Origin of the sequence: Variovorax glacialis (assembly GCF_051216375.1) — a bacterium.
Lineage (GTDB): Bacteria > Pseudomonadota > Gammaproteobacteria > Burkholderiales > Burkholderiaceae_C > Variovorax.
The window spans coordinates 57,413-73,897 of record NZ_JBPJZT010000013.1 but is presented as its reverse complement, the minus strand read 5'-3'; the positions used below and the strand labels follow the sequence as shown (position 1 = coordinate 73,897).

15 protein-coding genes and 1 pseudogene are annotated in these 16,485 nt (G+C 65.8%); 10 read left to right on the top strand and 6 right to left on the bottom strand.

Translation table 11 applies throughout. The features are described from left to right. Positions 1–93 precede the first annotated feature (93 nt). The 5 genes and pseudogenes from ACSFBL_RS26925 to ACSFBL_RS26905 form a co-directional block, all read right to left on the bottom strand. Complete coding sequence (locus ACSFBL_RS26925; RefSeq protein ID WP_435518884.1) at positions 94–555, bottom strand: NUDIX hydrolase; 462 nt, start codon at positions 553–555, stop codon at positions 94–96. Between the two features lie 2 nt (positions 556–557). Continuing rightward, a complete protein-coding gene (locus ACSFBL_RS26920; RefSeq protein ID WP_435518961.1) occupies positions 558–1,298 on the bottom strand; it encodes a sensor histidine kinase in 741 nt (246 codons plus the stop codon). 3 nt (positions 1,299–1,301) lie between these two features. Continuing rightward, positions 1,302–2,690: pseudogene (locus ACSFBL_RS26915) on the bottom strand (CHASE2 domain-containing protein); the annotation flags it as partial. Positions 2,691–2,705: 15 nt separating this feature from the next. Continuing rightward, positions 2,706–2,981 (bottom strand): hypothetical protein, encoded by a 276-nt coding sequence (locus tag ACSFBL_RS26910; protein WP_435518883.1) that lies wholly within the window; start codon positions 2,979–2,981, stop codon positions 2,706–2,708. Beyond that, positions 2,978–3,706: a response regulator transcription factor gene (locus tag ACSFBL_RS26905; protein WP_435518882.1), complete on the bottom strand. Its 729-nt coding sequence runs from the start codon at positions 3,704–3,706 to the stop codon at positions 2,978–2,980. Before ACSFBL_RS26905 ends, ACSFBL_RS26910 begins: the two co-directional genes overlap by 4 nt. Positions 3,707–3,975: 269 nt before the next feature. On the opposite strand from ACSFBL_RS26905, the gene ACSFBL_RS26900 reads away from it, so the two are divergent. The 10 genes from ACSFBL_RS26900 (at position 3,976) to ACSFBL_RS26855 (ending at position 15,452) form a co-directional block, all read left to right on the top strand. Beyond that, on the top strand, positions 3,976–5,106 hold the full coding sequence (locus ACSFBL_RS26900) for a Re/Si-specific NAD(P)(+) transhydrogenase subunit alpha (RefSeq protein ID WP_435518881.1): 1,131 nt from the start codon (positions 3,976–3,978) through the stop codon (positions 5,104–5,106). Between the two features lie 48 nt (positions 5,107–5,154). Then, entirely contained in the window at positions 5,155–5,487 is a 333-nt protein-coding gene (locus tag ACSFBL_RS26895) for an NAD(P) transhydrogenase subunit alpha part 2 (RefSeq protein ID WP_435518880.1), read from the top strand. A gap of 1 nt (position 5,488) precedes the next feature. Continuing rightward, on the top strand, positions 5,489–6,976 hold the full coding sequence (locus ACSFBL_RS26890) for an NAD(P)(+) transhydrogenase (Re/Si-specific) subunit beta (protein ID WP_435518879.1): 1,488 nt from the start codon (positions 5,489–5,491) through the stop codon (positions 6,974–6,976). A 118-nt stretch (positions 6,977–7,094) separates the two neighbouring features. After that, positions 7,095–8,774, top strand: coding sequence for a long-chain-fatty-acid--CoA ligase (locus ACSFBL_RS26885; protein ID WP_435518878.1), 1,680 nt, complete (start codon positions 7,095–7,097; stop codon positions 8,772–8,774). Positions 8,775–8,831: 57 nt separating this feature from the next. After that, on the top strand, positions 8,832–9,842 hold the full coding sequence (locus ACSFBL_RS26880) for an ABC transporter permease subunit (protein WP_435518877.1): 1,011 nt from the start codon (positions 8,832–8,834) through the stop codon (positions 9,840–9,842). Further along, positions 9,839–10,747, top strand: a complete 909-nt coding sequence (locus tag ACSFBL_RS26875; protein WP_435518876.1) for an ABC transporter permease subunit — start codon at positions 9,839–9,841, stop codon at positions 10,745–10,747. Before ACSFBL_RS26880 ends, ACSFBL_RS26875 begins: the two co-directional genes overlap by 4 nt. A 138-nt stretch (positions 10,748–10,885) precedes the next feature. After that, on the top strand, positions 10,886–11,905 hold the full coding sequence (locus tag ACSFBL_RS26870; protein WP_435518875.1) for an ABC transporter ATP-binding protein: 1,020 nt from the start codon (positions 10,886–10,888) through the stop codon (positions 11,903–11,905). Next, complete coding sequence (locus ACSFBL_RS26865; protein ID WP_435518874.1) at positions 11,902–12,921, top strand: peptide ABC transporter ATP-binding protein; 1,020 nt, start codon at positions 11,902–11,904, stop codon at positions 12,919–12,921. The genes ACSFBL_RS26870 and ACSFBL_RS26865 overlap by 4 nt, the downstream gene beginning before the upstream one ends. Before the next feature lie 14 nt (positions 12,922–12,935). Further along, on the top strand, positions 12,936–14,555 hold the full coding sequence (locus ACSFBL_RS26860) for an ABC transporter substrate-binding protein (RefSeq protein WP_435518873.1): 1,620 nt from the start codon (positions 12,936–12,938) through the stop codon (positions 14,553–14,555). 111 nt (positions 14,556–14,666) lie between these two features. Further along, positions 14,667–15,452, top strand: a complete 786-nt coding sequence (locus ACSFBL_RS26855; protein ID WP_435518872.1) for a 5'-methylthioadenosine/adenosylhomocysteine nucleosidase — start codon at positions 14,667–14,669, stop codon at positions 15,450–15,452. Here ACSFBL_RS26855 and corA read toward each other — a convergent pair. After that, positions 15,445–16,431 (bottom strand): magnesium/cobalt transporter CorA, encoded by a 987-nt coding sequence (corA, locus tag ACSFBL_RS26850; RefSeq protein ID WP_435518871.1) that lies wholly within the window; start codon positions 16,429–16,431, stop codon positions 15,445–15,447. The genes ACSFBL_RS26855 and corA overlap by 8 nt on opposite strands. Positions 16,432–16,485: the final 54 nt, after the last annotated feature.

Below are 16,485 nucleotides of genomic sequence, written 5' to 3'. Positions count from 1 at the left end.
TGTGCGCACTTCGTGTCGCTTCGCCTACCCCCTACCGGGGGCAACACCGGCGGCCCGGCGGAGCCGGTTCCGCGGTGTTTCGCGAATGGGCTGCTACACCGATGCGTGGACGTGGATGAGTTCCAGGGGGTAGCGCTTGCCTGCCAGGTAGTCTTCCACGCACTGAAGCAGCAAGGGGCTGCGATGGCGCGCGGTGCTGGCTCGGATCTCGTCGGGTGTCATCCACAGCGTGCGGACGATGCCGTGGTCCAGCGCGCGGTGCGGCTCGAACGCGCCCAGGGTGCCGGTGAATGCGAAGCGCAGGTAGGTGATGTCTTCCTCTCCGCGCGCGCGGGCCATGTAGATGCCGATCAAGGCTGTCGGCGCGAAGTGGTGGGCGGTTTCTTCGAGGGTCTCGCGCACGCAGCCTGCGGCCGGTGATTCGCCTGGATCGAGATGGCCGGCGGGCGTGTTCAGGCGGAGGCCGTCGGCGGATTCTTCTTCGACGAGCAGGAAGCGTCCGTCCTGCTCGATCACCGCGGCGACGGTGACATTGGGTTTCCAGCGTTCTGCCATCTTCAGGATTCCTCGTGAGACGCTTCCGTGTCGGTCGCGAGCGATTGGAGCTCGGGGACGGTCGGTTTCGGAAGCACCAGCGTGACGGTACAGCCCGAACCCTCCGCGCTGTCGACCTCGATCGTGCCGCCGTGCCGATGAACCACCGTTCGCACCAGCAGCAGCCCGAGTCCGACACCGTCGACGTCGGGATAGGCCTCGTGGTTCAGCCGGTGGAAAGGTTGAAACAGCTGCGACTGTAGCTCGACCGGAATGCCGGGCCCGTGGTCGCGGAACGCCACGCGCCAGTGCCGTTCGTCTGCCTGCACGCTGCATTCGACGTCGGCGCCTTGCGGGGAGTATTTGAGCGCGTTGCCGAGCACGTTCGCGAATGCCCGTGACAGCAAGTTGCGGTCGACGATGCACAGCGCCTGTTCCGGTGCGTCGAACAGCACGATGCGCACCTGCCGCCGGTGCGCCCGCGCCCAGCCGTTGTCGATGGTCTGTTGGAGCAGTGTGACGAGGTCGAGCCCTTCAGGGCGGAAGGGCTCCGCCTCGGCGCGTGCCAGATTCACGAACCCGTCCGCCAGTTCGAGCGCGGTGCGCGCCTGACGCTCGATGCGGTCGAGCAGTGAGCCGTCCGCGAACGTCTCGGGCCGCTCGCGCGCGAGTTCGATGATGGTGATGATGGTCGCGTTGGGCTCGCGCGCGTCGTGCGAGATGAAGCGCAACGCCTCGTCGCGCAGGCTCTGCGCCCGGCGCATTTCCGTGATGTCGACCAGCGAGACCATCCAGCCGGCGTGTTCGTTGCCGGCGTCGAAGAAGGGAACGCATCGCAGCAGGACGGCCTTGCCGCGGGCATCCTCGCCCTCGCCCATGATCGGGAGAAGTTCGCCGAGCAGCGCGCCCCTCGGCATCATCGGCGCGCCGGTGGTGCGCCAACGGACGCCGGACATCAGCCCATGGGCGTCCTGGCCCGTGATGCCGCTCGGGCCGCGCTGCCAGTAGCGTTGCGCCGCGACGTTGGCGAGGACCACGCGGCCGTCGGTGCTCAGGGTGAGGGTCGGGTCGGGCAGGTGGTCGATGCCGTCGCGGACGAAGCGATGCACGTCGCGCATGCGGCGCGCGGCCGCCCAGGTGGTGTCCATCTGGCGATCGAGCAAGTCGCCGACGTGGCGCTGTTCGGGAACGTGGCGACGTCCGACGTCGTCCAGCAGTTCCTCGGTACCGCGGCGCAGGGATCGGACCGCCGCGGAAAGCCGCATGTGGCTCCACAGCGGGTACAGGGCCAGAAGCCCCGCGACGCCTGCGGCCGGTGCGAACAGCACGTTGATCGTCGGCAGTCCGAGGAGGCCCATCTGCAGGGCCAGCATGGCCGCAACCAGCGCGATCACGCCGATCGGCCTCAGCCACATCGCGCCGAGAAGCGCCACCACCAGCGGCCCCAGGTTGAAGATCAGGTCCTGCCAGGGCTTCGCGAATTTGACGTGCTGACCCGAAAGGGTCGCCTGCAGCATGTGGGCGAAGATCTCCACGCCGGGCATGAGGCCGGGACGGTTCCGCGCGGCGTTGGCATGCGCATCGCCGAGTTCCGGTGCTGTCGCACCCACGAGCACGTAGCGGTTGCGGAACACATCGGGATCCACGTTGCCGCGAAGAACGTCGATGTAGGAGATGGTCGTGAAGCGTTCAGGCCCCCGCGCGAACATGATCACCTCATGGTCGTCGCGCAGCCAGGCCTGCGGGTCGTCGGCGTCCGGTCCCGGGGCGTCGGTATGGAGCGCTTGCGGCGGGGGAGAGCGTCCGTCTGCACGAGCGGCAGCGGCGTCGCGCAGGGCGACGACGAAATGCGGGCGCGCGTGACCGGCGAATCCTTCGTTGAGAAAGGCGCCGCCTGCGAGGCCATCCCGATCGACCGACAGATGCACGTGGCCGATTCCACTGGCGGCTGCAGCCAGGAGCGGTGTTGGCAGCATTTCCCGCGAGCGCTGACCGAAGGTCCGGAGGGCCGTCGGCAACACAACGCAAGCGCTGTCGCGGATGGCGGCCGCGAGCTTTTCGTCGTCACCCGGATGGCCGGCGTCAGGTTCGGCCGAGAGCACGTCGAAGCCGATGCACTTCGGCGACTGGGCTGCGATGGCGCGCAGCAGTCCGGCATGCTGCGCACGCCGCTATGGCCAGGGGCCGATCGCGTCGAGGCTCTTTTCGTCGATGGCCACGATCACGATGTCTTTCGACGGCGCCGCGGCCAGCGCACTGCGCGCACTGTTCTGAAGGAGCCGGTCGGCGCGCGGCATCGGCCGGGTCAGGCTGAGCACGGTGACGAGCGAAACGAGGGCCGTTGCGAGCAGCAGCCAGGGGCCGCGTCGCCGCATCCACCGCCAACGTTGCGGCCGCGGCGGCTGCGCCGTCCCCTCCGGCGCATGCCGGGGGCGATCGGAGCTCATTCCGAATCGCTCGGCGAGTTGTAGAGGGGGGCGAGCACGTCGGCGTCGATCGACTCGAGGCGGTAGCCGAGTCCGTAGACGGCCGACAGCAGGAAGCCGTTCGACGGTACCAGGTCGAGCTTCACCCGAAGGCGCGAGATGTGCGTGTCGAGCGATCGGGAGGGTGACTCGGACCCCATGCCCCAGACGGCCTCGCGAAGATGTTCGCGCGACAGCAGGCGGCCGAGGTTCTGAAAGAGGAACAGGGCCAACTCGTATTCGCGATGGCTCAGTTCGGTCGGCTTCCCATGGACCCGCAGGCTGCGCGTCGACGGGACGAAGTGATAGGCCCCGAAGACGAGGTCGGCCTCGTGCTTTGCAGGGTACGAACGCCGCAGGAGCGCCTGGACACGGGCCTGCAATTCGGCCACGCGGATCGGCTTGACCATGAAATCATCCGCGCCTGCCGCCAGGCCCTCGACCATGTCGCTCTCTTCGCGCCGGTTGGTCACGAAGAGAATGGGGAGTCGGCTGTTGAGGTCTTCGCGGATCCACCGCACCACGCGGGGCCCCTGCACATCAGGGAGAGCCCAGTCGAGGATCAGTAGGTCGTAAGTCTGTTGACGGAGATCGCGCAACAGTGACTTTCCATCACTGAAGCCATGGCACTCGTGGCCAATACCTTCCATCGTGAGACGGATCAGCTCGAGCTGGACCGCCTCATCGTCAAGCGCTGCTATTCGCATTCCATTCCCTGTATCTCGTTATGTGCGCGCCGAAGTCTGTCGATCGGTCGCGCGGGGACGGAGTGTAACTATCGACACGGATTGCGGCATAGCGATTAGTTCACGCGATCAATGGGTGCATTCCCCGATTCCGCTATCGATTTGGTAGCGTCCAGCACAGTGGGGGACGCGCCGGCACCTCGTTGGAGGTGCGCCTGAGGGGTAACTTGCGGGGCGCTTCTTCATGTAAGCTCTGGCGCGAATTCCAATGCTGCCCTGAGGAGAAGTCCATGCTGATAGGCGTGCCGGCCGAAACTGCGCTAGGCGAAACCCGTGTCGCCGTCACTCCCGAGACCGCGAAGAAGCTCGTGGCCCAGGGCCATGTCATCCGAGTGCAGTCGGGGGCCGGCGTCGCCGCCAGCGTCACCGATGCGGCCTACCAGGCAGCGGGTGCCGAGATCACCGACCAGTCCGGTGCCTTCGGCGCCGACATCGTGCTGAAGGTGCGCTCGCCCTTCGACAACGAGCTCGCCCTCATGAAACCGGGCACCGTCGTGATCGGCATGCTCAACCCCTTCGATGCAGCCGGCCTGCAGCGCCTCGCGACCGCGGGCCTCACCGCCTTCGCCCTTGAAGCCGCCCCGCGCACCACGCGCGCGCAGAGCATGGACGTGCTGTCCTCACAAGCCAACATCGCGGGCTACAAAGCCGTGATGATCGCGGCCGATCGCTATCAGCGCTTCTTCCCGATGCTGATGACTGCTGCAGGCACTGTGAAGGCCGCGCGGGTCGTGATCCTGGGCGTCGGCGTGGCCGGCCTGCAGGCCATTGCCACCGCCAAGCGCCTGGGCGCCGTCATCGAAGCTTCCGACGTGCGCCCTTCGGTCAAGGAGCAGATCGAATCGCTCGGCGGCAAGTTCATCGAGGTGTCCTACGACACCGATGAAGAGAAGGAAGCGGCCGTCGGCGTCGGTGGCTACGCCAAGCCGATGCCCCCGAGCTGGCTCGCGCGCCAGCAGGTCGAGGTCGCCAAGCGCGTGGCGCAGGCCGATGTAGTGATCAGCACCGCGCTGATCCCGGGCCGCGCCGCACCCACCCTCATCACCGAGGACATGGTCAAGTCGATGAAGCCGGGCTCGGTCATCGTCGACATCGCCGCGGGCAAGGGCCCCGACGGCGTGGGCGGCAACTGCCCGCTGTCGGAGGCCGACAAGACGGTGGTCAAGCACGGCGTGACGATCGTCGGCGAGACCAACCTCGCGGCGCTCGTCGCGGCGGACGCCTCCTCGCTCTATGCGCGCAACGTGCTCGACTTCCTCAAGCTCATCGTGACCAAGGAAGGCGCGCTGAAGATCGACCTGGAGGACGACATCGTGGCGGCCTGCCGCATGGCGCAGGACGGCCAGGTCACCAAGAAGTAAAGCCAAGCAAGCCAACAGAGAACAGCGAACAAGCGAGGAGAAGCAGCCATGGATCCCGTCTCACACACCGTCATCAACCTGATCATCTTCGTGCTGGCCATCTATGTCGGCTACCACGTGGTGTGGACCGTCACCCCGGCGCTGCACACGCCGCTGATGGCGGTCACCAATGCCATCTCGGCGATCGTGATCGTTGGTGCCATGCTGGCGGCAGCGCTCACCGAGACCGGCCTGGGCAAGACCATGGGCGTGCTGGCCGTGGCGCTGGCGGCAGTGAACGTCTTCGGCGGCTTCCTGGTCACCCGGCGGATGCTGGAGATGTTCAAGAAGAAGGACAAGAAGCTGCCTGCGGCCGGTGAAGCCACGGCGAAGGGGCACTGACATGTCGATGAATGTCGTCACGCTGCTGTACCTGATCGCCTCGGTCTGCTTCATCCAGGCCCTCAAGGGCCTCAGCCACCCCACCACCTCCATCCGGGGCAACCTCTTCGGCATGGTCGGCATGGCGATTGCCATCCTCACCACCGCCGCGCTGATCGTGCAGCTCTCCGGCGGCAGGATGATCGGCATGGCCTGGGTGCTGCTCGGGCTGGTGGTCGGCGGCGGCTACGGCGCCTACCGCGCCAAGACCGTCGAGATGACGCAGATGCCCGAACTGGTCGCGTTCTTCCACAGCATGATCGGTCTCGCCGCTGTCTTCATCGCCGTGGCAGCCGTCGTGGAGCCCTGGGCCTTCGGCATCACCCCGCTGCCGGTGGCGGCGAGCGGCACGGTCAACACGCCCGAGGGCGCGATGATCGTGGACGGCTTCCTGCGCTATGCGATCCCTGCGGGCAACCGGCTGGAGCTCTTCCTCGGGGCGGCCATCGGCGCCATCACCTTCAGCGGCTCGGTGATCGCCTTCGGCAAGCTCTCGGGCAAGTACAAGTTCCGCCTGTTCCAGGGCGCTCCGGTGCAGTTCAAGGGCCAGCACATGCTCAACCTCGTGCTGGGCCTGCTGACCATCGCGCTGGGCCTGCTCTACATGGCCACCGAGAGCTGGGCGGCCTTCCTCGCGATGCTGGTGCTGGCCTTCGTGATGGGCGTTCTCATCATCATCCCGATCGGCGGGGCGGACATGCCCGTGGTGGTGTCGATGCTCAACAGCTACTCGGGCTGGGCGGCCGCGGGCATCGGCTTCAGCCTGAACAACGCGATGCTGATCGTGGCGGGGAGCCTCGTGGGTTCCTCCGGTGCGATCCTGAGCTACATCATGTGCAAGGCGATGAACCGCTCGTTCTTCAACGTGATCCTGGGCGGCTTCGGCGGCGAGGCGGCGAGCGCCGCCACCGGCGCGAAGGAGCAGCGTCCGGTCAAGAGCGGCAGCGCGGACGACGCGGCCTTCGTCTTGAGCAATGCAGAGACGGTGATCATCGTGCCGGGCTACGGTCTCGCCGTGGCGCGGGCCCAGCACGCGGTCAAGGAACTCGCGGCCAAGCTCACCGAGCATGGAGTGACGGTCAAGTACGCGATCCATCCGGTGGCAGGCCGCATGCCGGGTCACATGAACGTGCTGTTGGCCGAGGCCGAGGTGCCCTACGACCAGGTCTTCGAGATGGAGGACATCAACGGCGAGTTCGGCCAGGCCGACGTCGCGATCATCCTGGGCGCCAACGACGTGGTGAACCCGGCGGCGCTGCAGAAGGGCACGCCGATCTACGGCATGCCGATCCTGGAGGCCTACAAGGCCAAGACGGTGATCGTGAACAAGCGCTCGATGGCCGCGGGCTATGCGGGCCTGGACAACGAACTGTTCTACATGGACAAGACCATGATGGTCTTCGGCGACGCCAAGAAGGTGGTCGAGGACATGGCCAAGGCGATCGAGTAAATTCCGGCGCCGCTTCAAGAAACCACGGGCCGCGCAGTGTCGCGGCCCGTGCCGCATCCGACGCCCAAGTTACGATGGCGGCAAATTTCGTTACAAAGATTTCGCACTGGAGACTGAAGTGATTGATCGCCCCTGGCTTGGCAGCTATCCGCAAGGCGTGCCCGCCGACATCGACGCCTCGCACTACCCCTCGCTGGTCGCGCTCATGGAAGAAAGCTTTTCCAAGTACGCCGACCGCACGGCCTACAGCTTCATGGGCAAGGACGTCAGCTACGCGGAAGTCGACCTGCAGAGCCGCGCATTCGCCGGCTACCTCCAGGGGCTGGGCCTCGCCAAGGGCGACCGTGTCGCGGTGATGATGCCCAACTGCCCGCAGTACCCGATCGCGGTCGCGGGCCTACTGCGCGCCGGCCTGATCCTGGTCAACGTGAATCCGCTCTACACGCCGCGGGAACTGGAGCATCAGCTCAAGGATTCGGGCGCCAAGGCCATCGTCATCATGGAGAACTTCGGCACCACGCTGCAGCAATGCCTCGCGGCCACGCCGGTCAAGCACATCGTCCTGGCCTCGATGGGCGATCGCCTCGGCCTGCTGAAGGGCGCCCTGGTCAACTATGTCGTGCGCAGCATCAAGAAGATGGTGCCCGAGTACAGCCTGCCCGGCGCGGTGCGCTTCAACGACGCGCTTGAAAAAGGCGCGTCACGCCCGGTCAAGCCCGCGGCGATCGGCCCCGACGATGTCGCGGTGCTGCAATACACCGGCGGCACCACGGGCGTCTCGAAGGGCGCGGTGCTGCTCCATCGCAACGTGATCGCCAACGTGCTGCAGTCCGAAGCCTGGAATGAGCCCGTCATGCAGAAGGTGCCGGCCAGCGAGCAGCCGACCAGCGTCTGCGCGTTGCCGCTGTATCACATCTTCGCCTTCACGGTGAACATGATGCTGAGCATGCGCACGGGCGGAAAGCTGATCCTGATCCCGAATCCGCGCGACATCGCGGGCGTGCTGAAGGAGTTGTCGAAGCACACCTTCCACAGCTTCCCGGCCGTCAACACGCTGTTCAACGGCCTCGCGAACCATCCCGACTTCAACACCGTCAACTGGAAGAACCTGAAGGTCTCGGTGGGTGGCGGCATGGCGGTGCAGGGCGCGGTGGCCAAGCTGTGGCTCGACAAGACGGGTTGCCCGATCTGCGAAGGCTATGGTCTCTCGGAGACATCGCCGTCGGTCACCTGCAATCCGACGACGAGCATCGCCTACACGGGCACCATCGGCGTGCCCTTGCCCAGCACCTACGTGAAGCTACTCGACGATGACGGCCACGAAGTGGCGCCCGGCCAGGCAGGCGAAGTCGCCGTCAAGGGCCCGCAGGTGATGGCCGGCTACTGGCAGCGGCCCGACGAAACGGCGAAAGTCATGACGGCCGATGGCTACTTCAAGACCGGCGACGTCGGCGTGGTCGACGAGCGGGGCTATTTCAAGATCGTCGACCGCAAGAAGGACATGATCCTGGTCTCGGGCTTCAACGTGTATCCCAACGAGATCGAGGATGTGGTCGCACAGATTCCGGGCGTGCTCGAATGCGCCGCGGTCGGCATTGCCGACGACAAGACCGGCGAGGCCGTGAAGCTCGTGATCGTCAAGAAGAACCCCGACCTCACCGAAGCCGAGGTGCGCGAGTTCTGCCGGGCGAACCTCACCGGCTACAAGCAGCCGCGCGTGATCGAGTTCCGTACCGACCTGCCCAAGACACCGGTGGGCAAGATCCTGCGCCGCGAACTGCGCGACCTCAAGAAGTAGAAGTAAGGGTTCGGCCGGGGACCGGACCCGGCATCGCTCTTGCATATTGGGACTGACATGTTCCGATTCATACTGACACGCGCCAGCCTTCTCGTGCCGACCTTCATCGGCATGACGCTGCTCGCGTTTTTCCTGATCCGGCTGGTGCCGGGCGACCCCATCGAGACGCTCGCGGGCGAGCGCGGCATCGATCCGGTGCGTCATGCGCAATTGCTGAAGGACTACGGCCTCGACAAACCGCTCTTCACGCAATACGGCATCTACATCGAGCGCGTGATGCACGGCGACCTGGGCAAGTCCGTCATCACGCAGGAGCCGGTGATGAGCGAGTTTCTCTCGCTGTTTCCGGCCACGGTCGAGCTGGCTGTCTGCGCCATCCTGTTTGCGCTGCTGCTCGGCATTCCGGCCGGCATCATCGCGGCGGTCAAGCGCAACTCGCTGTTCGACCACGGCGTGATGGCCACTTCGCTCACCGGCTATTCAATGCCTATCTTCTGGTGGGGGCTTTTGCTGATCCTGTTCTTCTCGGTGCAGCTGGGATGGACACCGGTCTCGGGTCGCATCGCGGTGCAGTACTACATCGAGCCGGTCACGGGCTTCCTGCTGATCGATTCGCTGCTGTCGGATGAAAAGGGTGCATTCCTGTCGGCGCTGCAGCACCTGATCCTGCCGGCCATCGTGCTCGGCACCAACACGCTGGCGGTGATCGCGCGCATGACGCGGTCGGCCATGCTCGAAGTGCTCGGCGAGGACTACATCCGCACCGCGCGGGCGAAGGGCCTGGCCCCGCTTCGCGTGGTCGGCGTGCATGCGCTGCGCAACGCGTTGATTCCGGTGGTCACGGTGATCGGCCTGCAGGTCGGCGTGCTCTTTACCGGCGCCATCCTGACCGAAACCATCTTTTCCTGGCCGGGCGTCGGCAAGTGGCTGATCGAAGCCATCGGCCGGCGCGACTATCCGGTGCTGCAGGGCGGCATGCTGCTGCTCGGCGTGATCGTGATGGTGGTCAACGTCGTGGTCGACCTGGCCTACGGTTTCATCAACCCTCGCATCAGGCAGGCACGATGAGCGCTCCGAGTACCACAGTGGTCCCCGTCGAGAAAAGCACTGCGCCGCCCGGTCCCTGGCGCGAGTTCTGGGGTTCGTTCTCGGCCAATCGCGGCGCGGTCATCGGGCTGGGCGTGGTCGTCTTCCTGCTGCTGGTGGCCTTGTTCGCGCCGTGGATCGCGCCGCATGCGCCCAACCAGACCGACAGCACCGCTTTCCTCCGGCCGCCGGCTTGGCAGGAGGGCGGCTCGATCACGCACATCCTCGGCACCGATGCCATTGGGCGAGACATCCTCTCGCGACTCATGTACGGCTCGCGGCTCTCGCTGTCGATCGGGATCGCGGTGGTTGCGATCTCGGTCGCGGTCGGCATTGCGCTGGGGCTGATCGCCGGCTTCTTCCGGGGCGTGCTCGAGATCGCGATCATGCGGTTCATGGACGTGATCCTCACGCTGCCGAGCCTGCTGCTTGCGATCGTGATCGTCGCGATCCTCGGGCCGGGGCTGATCAACGCGATGCTTGCGGTCGCGATCGTGGTGCTGCCGCATTACGTTCGCATCACGCGCGCCGCCGTGATCTCCGAGGTCTCGCGTGATTACGTAACGGCCGCACGCGTGAGTGGTGCGGGCACGCTACGGCTGATGTTCCGCGAGGTACTGCCCAATTGCGCCGCGCCCCTGATCGTTCAAGCTTCGCTGGGCATCTCGACCGCCATCCTCGACGCGGCAGCCCTCGGCTTTCTCGGCCTGGGCGCGCAGCCCCCGTCCCCGGAGTGGGGAACCATGCTCGCCGACGCACGCGAGTTCGTGCTGCGCGCGTGGTGGGTCGTCACTTTTCCTGGGCTCGCGATCCTTGCCGCCGTACTTGCATTCAACCTGCTGGGCGATGGCTTGCGTGACTCCCTCGATCCCAAGCTGAAACGCTAAGCATGAAGCTCGCCCCCAGCCTCGCCCACTTCGTGTGGCTCTGCACCCCCCTCCGGGGGCAACCCCGGCGATCCGGCGGAGCCGGCTCCGCGGGGTTTCTGGCCCTTGTTGCCGCGGGTGCGCCTGCGAGGAGTGCTGATGCCGCTGCTTGACATTCGCGATCTACACGTGGAGTTCCCCACGCAAGGCGGCACGTTGCATGCCGTCGACGGCGTGACACTTCGCCTGGAGGAGGGCGAGGTGCTCGGCATCGTCGGCGAATCGGGCTCGGGCAAGAGCGTGACGATGATGGCGCTGATGGGCCTCATCGCCTGGCCCGGCCGCGTGCGCGCAGAGCATCTGCGCTTCGCCGGCCAGGACCTGCTCGGCATCTCCGATCGCGAGCGGCGCAAGCTCGTCGGCAAGGATGTCGCGATGATCTTCCAGGAGCCGACGACCAGCCTCAACCCCTGCTTCACCATCGGCTGGCAGCTGATGGAGACGCTGCGACTGCACCTCAACCTCGACAAGCGCGAGGCGAAGAAGCGTGCGACCGGGTTGCTCGAGCAGGTGGGCATCCCTGCGGCTTCGACGCGCCTCAACAGCTATCCGCATCAACTTTCGGGCGGCATGAACCAGCGCGTGATGATCGCGATGGCGATTGCTTGCAATCCGCGCCTGCTGATTGCCGACGAGCCGACCACCGCACTCGATGTGACCATCCAGGCCCAGATCCTCGACCTGTTGCGCAGCCTGCAGAAAGAGCGCGGCATGGGTCTGGTGCTGATCACGCACAACATGGGCGTCGTCAGCGAGATGGCGCAGCGCGTGGCCGTGATGTATGCGGGCCAGGTGATGGAAGAGCGCAGCGTGTCCGAGCTCTTCGCCGCGCCGCAGCATCCGTACACCGCCGCCTTGCTTGCGGCGCTGCCGGAGCGCACCGCAGGGGAAGGCCGCCTCGCCACCATTTCGGGCGTGGTGCCGGGCGTGCACGACCGGCCTGCCGGTTGCCTCTTCGCGCCGCGATGCGGCTACGCGACCGCGCATTCGCGCGCCGTGCGACCGGCCTTGCGCGACTGGATGGGCGGGCAGGTGCGCTGCCACTACGCGCTGGGCGATCCGCGTCGCGACGAAGCGCTGGCCCGTGACGGCGCACAGGTGGTGGAGTTCGTGCGATGAACGACGTCGTCGTGGAGGCGCAGAACCTGCAGCGCGTCTATTCGGTGCGACGCGGTCTGTTCCGCGCGCCTGCCCATCTGCAGGCGGTCGGCGACATTTCGTTCAGGCTGGAGAAGGGGCGCACCCTCGCGGTGGTCGGCGAATCGGGCTGCGGCAAGTCGACGCTGGCGCGCATGGTCGCGCTGATCGAGAAGCCGACGGCCGGCTCGCTGACGCTCGTGGGCAACGATGCGGTGAATCCGCCGTCCGAGCGGCGGCGCGAGTTGCGGCAGGCCGTGCAACTGGTGTTCCAGAACCCCTACGGATCGCTCAATCCGCGCAAGAAGATCTCGGCCGTGCTCGAAGATCCGCTGGCGATCAACACGACGCTGGGCAAGTCGGAGCGCGCCGCCAAGGCCCGCGACATGCTGGCGCGCGTCGGGCTGCGGCCCGAGTACGCCAATCGCTATCCCCACATGTTCTCGGGCGGACAGCGCCAGCGCATCGCGATCGCGCGTGCGCTGATGCTCGATCCGCGCCTGCTGGTGGCCGACGAGCCGGTGTCGGCGCTCGACGTGTCCATCCAGGCGCAGGTGCTGAATCTGCTCGCGGACTTGCAGGCCGAACTGGGACTGTCCTACCTGTTCATCTCGCACGACCTCGGCGTGGTGCGCCACATCGCGCACGACGTGCTGGTGATGTACCTCGGCCATGCGGTCGAGCAGGGTCCGAAGGCACGCATCTTCGCGCGGCCCTTGCATCCCTACACCCAGGCGCTGCTGGCATCGACGCCGGGGCTCGCCGCGGAGCGGATCGTGCTCAAGGGCGAACTGCCGTCGCCGCTGGCGCCGCCGCCGGGCTGCGTGTTCAACACACGGTGCGCGCATGCCACCGAGCGCTGCCGCACGGAGCGTCCGCTGCCGCGCATGCTGGACGAACGCATGGTGGCCTGCCATCACGCCGAAAAGTTTCTCGATGGCGCGGCGGAAGTCCGTGCCGATCATTCCCTGCCCGCGTCTGCGCGGATTCAACCCTGAAGGAGTCGTCCGACATGTCCCCCACTTCCAAAACTTCGCGTCGGCTGCGCGCCGCCGCGCTGCTCGCGCCCGCCGCGCTTGCGCTCGCCTGCGGCGCAGCGTCGGCCAAGACGCTGGTCTTCTGCTCCGAGGGCAGTCCGGAAAACTTCTACGCGGCGGTGAACACCACGGGAACCTCCTTCGACGTCACGACGCAGGTCTACAACAATCTCGTCGAGTTCGAGCGCGGCGGCACGAAGGTCATCCCCGGCCTCGCCGAGAGCTGGACCATCTCGCCGGACGGCCTGGAATACACATTCAAGCTGCGCAAGGGCGTCAAGTGGCACAACACGGCGAAAAGCTTCAAGCCCACTCGCGATTTCAATGCCGACGACGTCATCTTCATGATGGAACGGCAGTGGAAGGAGAACGACCCCTTCTTCAAGGTCACGAGCACGAACCACTCGTACTTCAACGACATGGGCATGCCGAAGCTGCTGAAGTCGATCGATCGCATCGACGACTACACGGTGAAGTTCGTGCTGAACAAGCCCGAGGCGCCCTTCCTCGCCAATCTCGCGATGCCCTACGCCGGCATCCAGTCGAAGGAATACGCGATCGCGATGCTGAAGGCCGGCACGCCGGAAAAGGTCGACCAGGATCCGATCGGCACGGGCCCGTTCTATCTGGTGCAGTACCAGAAGGACGCCATCGTGCGGTTCAAGGCCTTCCCGCAGTACTGGGGCGGCAAGGCCAAGATCGATGACCTGATCTTCGCGATCACGCCCGATGCATCGGTGCGCTGGGCCAAGCTGCAGAAGGGCGAATGCCATGTGATGCCGTACCCCAATCCCGCCGACCTGGATGCAATCCGCAAGGATCCCAACGTGCAGGTACTGGACCAGGCAGGGCTCAACGTCGGCTATCTCGCCTACAACACGCAGAAGAAGCCCTTCGACGACGTGCGCGTGCGCAAGGCGCTCAACATGGCGATCAACAAGAAGGCGATCATCGACGGCGTCTACCTGACGACCGGTGTGGCCGCCAAGAATCCGATCCCGCCGACGATGTGGTCGTACAACGACGCGGTCAAGGACGATCCGTACGATCCGGAAGCCGCCAAGAAGCTGCTGGCGCAAGCCGGGTACCCGGATGGCTTCACCACCGACCTGTGGGCGATGCCCGTGCAGCGTCCCTACAACCCGAACGCCAAGCGCATCGCCGAGCTGATGCAGGCCGACCTCGCGAAGATCGGCGTCAAGGCGGAGATCAAGTCCTTCGAATGGGGCGAATACCGCAAGCGCATGCAGGCCGGTGAGCACCAGATGGGCATGCTCGGCTGGACGGGCGACAACGGTGATCCGGACAACTTCATGTACACGCTGCTCGGCTGCGCATCTGCGCAATCGAACGGCAGCAACGTGGCGAAGTTCTGCTACAAGCCCTACGAGGACCTGGTCGTGCAGGCGAAGAACGTGCCGAAGCAGGCCGAGCGCGATGCGCTCTACAAGAAGGCCCAGGTCATCTTCAAGGAGCAGGCACCGTGGTTCACCATCGCGCATGCCGTTCAATTGAAGCCGGTCCGCAAGGAAGTCGTCGACTTCAAGCTGAGCCCCTTCGGTCGCCATACCTTCTACGGCGTGGATATCAAATGAACCCCCAGGCTTGCCCACTTCGTGTGGCCGCCCACCCCCTTGCAGGGGGCAATACCGGCGGACCGGCGGAGCCGGATCCGCGGTATTCCCCGACCGGGGGCTGAGGCCGGTGTGAGCGATTCGGCTCGCCTGCCTGTCGCCATCGTGGCTGCGATGCACGAGGAATTGGCGGCGCTGCTCGCGCAGATGCCTGACGAGCAGCGCATTCATGTGGCTGGGCGGGACTTCTGGGTCGGTCACCTGCAGGGGCAGCTCGTGGTCGCGGTCTTGTCGCGCATCGGCAAGGTCGCGGCTGCGACGACGGCTACGGTGCTGATGGAGCGCTTCGGCGTGCGCGCCATCGTGTTCACGGGCGTCGCCGGCGGATTGGCACCCGGCATCGAAGTCGGTGACGTGGTGGTGGCGACACGGCTTCTGCAGCACGACCTGGACGCTTCGCCGATCTTCCCGAAGTACGAAGTGCCTTTGACCGGCCATGCGCGCTTCGCTGCCGACACTGCGATCAGCGATGCGCTGGCCGCCGTGGCCGCAGACCTGTTGAGCGATCCGGTGACGCTGCTGGGCGAGAAGGTGGTGGAGGACTTCGGCCTCACGGCGCCGAAGGTCCATCGTGGACTGATCGTGAGCGGGGACCGCTTCGTGTCGACCTCGGCCGAAAGCGATGCGTTGCGCCGCGCATTGCCGGACGCGCTCGCGGTCGAGATGGAAGGTGCCGCGGTGGCCCAGGTGTGCCACGACTACGGCGTGCCCTTCGCCGCGGTGCGAACCATTTCGGATCGGGCCGACGACGCGGCCCACGGCGATTTCACGCGCTTCGTCTCGTCGGTGGCGAGCCGCTACAGCCTCGCGCTGGTCGATACGTGGCTGGCCACGCTGCCGACGGACGGGCCTATTTAAGCCAGCCGCGACGGCGGAAGTACCACATGGGCACCATCGCGCTCGCGATCATCAGCGCGATCGCGTAGGCGTAGCCGTAGGTCAGGTCGAGCTCGGGCATGAACTTGAAGTTCATGCCGTAGACGCTGGCGATCAACGTCGGTGGCAGCAGGGCCACGCTCGCGACCGAGAAGATCTTGATGGTCTTGTTCTGGTTGATGTTGATGAAACCGACGGTCGCATCCATCAGGAAGTTGATCTTGTCGAAGAGGAATGCCGTGTGGTTGTCGAGCGATTCGATGTCGCGAAGAATCTGCCGCGCCTCCTCGAACTGCTCCGCGTTCAGCATGCGGCTGCGCATCATGAAGCTGACCGCCCGGCGGGTGTCCATGACGTTGCGGCGGATGCGTCCGTTCAAGTCTTCCTGCCGTGCGATGGCGCCGAGCACTTCGCCCGCCAGTTCGTCGCTGACGTTGCCCGACAGCACCTTCTTGCCGGCGGCCTCGAGTTCGTCATAGATGTTCTCGAGCGTGTCGGCGGAGTATTCGGCGTCGGCGTCGAACAGCTTGAGCAGCACCTCCTTGGCATCCTCGATCAGGCCGGGTGCGCGACGTGCGCGCATGCGCAGCAGGCGGAACACCGGGACGTCCTCGTCATGGATCGAGAACAGCACGCCGCGGCTGCGTAGCTCCGTGTTGTGCTGGTTGAGGATGAAGGCCACGCGCACCGAGCGCGGGTTCTCGTCGTCATCGATCAGGAAGTCACTGCGGATGTGGAGTTCGCCGTTGTCCTCTTCGTAGAAGCGGGCCGATTCCTCGATGTCCTCGTCCATCGCGTCTTCCGGGATGGAGAGGCCGTAGTACTGCTTGATCCAGCGCTTTTCCTCGAGCGTGGGCGATTCGAGGTCGACCCAGATCGGCTGGAACTGCGAAAGCTCCTCGAGCGCCTCGATCTCTTCCTGGACGAGGCGCCCGTTGGCGAGCGTGAAGATGTTGAGCATGGGCTCACTCCCGTGAATGGTCTGGCGGTTGGGCGAAGGGGTGGGGCGCTTTCA

Bases quoted from the DNA above. Each gene is read 5' to 3' on its own strand.
- ACSFBL_RS26875 (WP_435518876.1), top strand. From the start codon at position 9,839: ATGAGCGCTCCGAGTACCACAGTGGTCCCCGTCGAGAAAAGCACTGCG.
- ACSFBL_RS26920 (WP_435518961.1), bottom strand. From the start codon at position 1,298: ATGCGCCGGGCGCAGAGCCTGCGCGACGAGGCGTTGCGCTTCATCTCG.
- ACSFBL_RS26865 (WP_435518874.1), top strand. From the start codon at position 11,902: ATGAACGACGTCGTCGTGGAGGCGCAGAACCTGCAGCGCGTCTATTCG.
- corA (WP_435518871.1), bottom strand. From the start codon at position 16,431: ATGCTCAACATCTTCACGCTCGCCAACGGGCGCCTCGTCCAGGAAGAG.
- ACSFBL_RS26860 (WP_435518873.1), top strand. From the start codon at position 12,936: ATGTCCCCCACTTCCAAAACTTCGCGTCGGCTGCGCGCCGCCGCGCTG.
- ACSFBL_RS26895 (WP_435518880.1), top strand. From the start codon at position 5,155: ATGGATCCCGTCTCACACACCGTCATCAACCTGATCATCTTCGTGCTG.
- ACSFBL_RS26870 (WP_435518875.1), top strand. From the start codon at position 10,886: ATGCCGCTGCTTGACATTCGCGATCTACACGTGGAGTTCCCCACGCAA.
- ACSFBL_RS26910 (WP_435518883.1), bottom strand. From the start codon at position 2,981: ATGAGCTCCGATCGCCCCCGGCATGCGCCGGAGGGGACGGCGCAGCCG.
- ACSFBL_RS26880 (WP_435518877.1), top strand. From the start codon at position 8,832: ATGTTCCGATTCATACTGACACGCGCCAGCCTTCTCGTGCCGACCTTC.
- ACSFBL_RS26925 (WP_435518884.1), bottom strand. From the start codon at position 555: ATGGCAGAACGCTGGAAACCCAATGTCACCGTCGCCGCGGTGATCGAG.
- ACSFBL_RS26890 (WP_435518879.1), top strand. From the start codon at position 5,489: ATGTCGATGAATGTCGTCACGCTGCTGTACCTGATCGCCTCGGTCTGC.
- ACSFBL_RS26900 (WP_435518881.1), top strand. From the start codon at position 3,976: ATGCTGATAGGCGTGCCGGCCGAAACTGCGCTAGGCGAAACCCGTGTC.
- ACSFBL_RS26905 (WP_435518882.1), bottom strand. From the start codon at position 3,706: ATGCGAATAGCAGCGCTTGACGATGAGGCGGTCCAGCTCGAGCTGATC.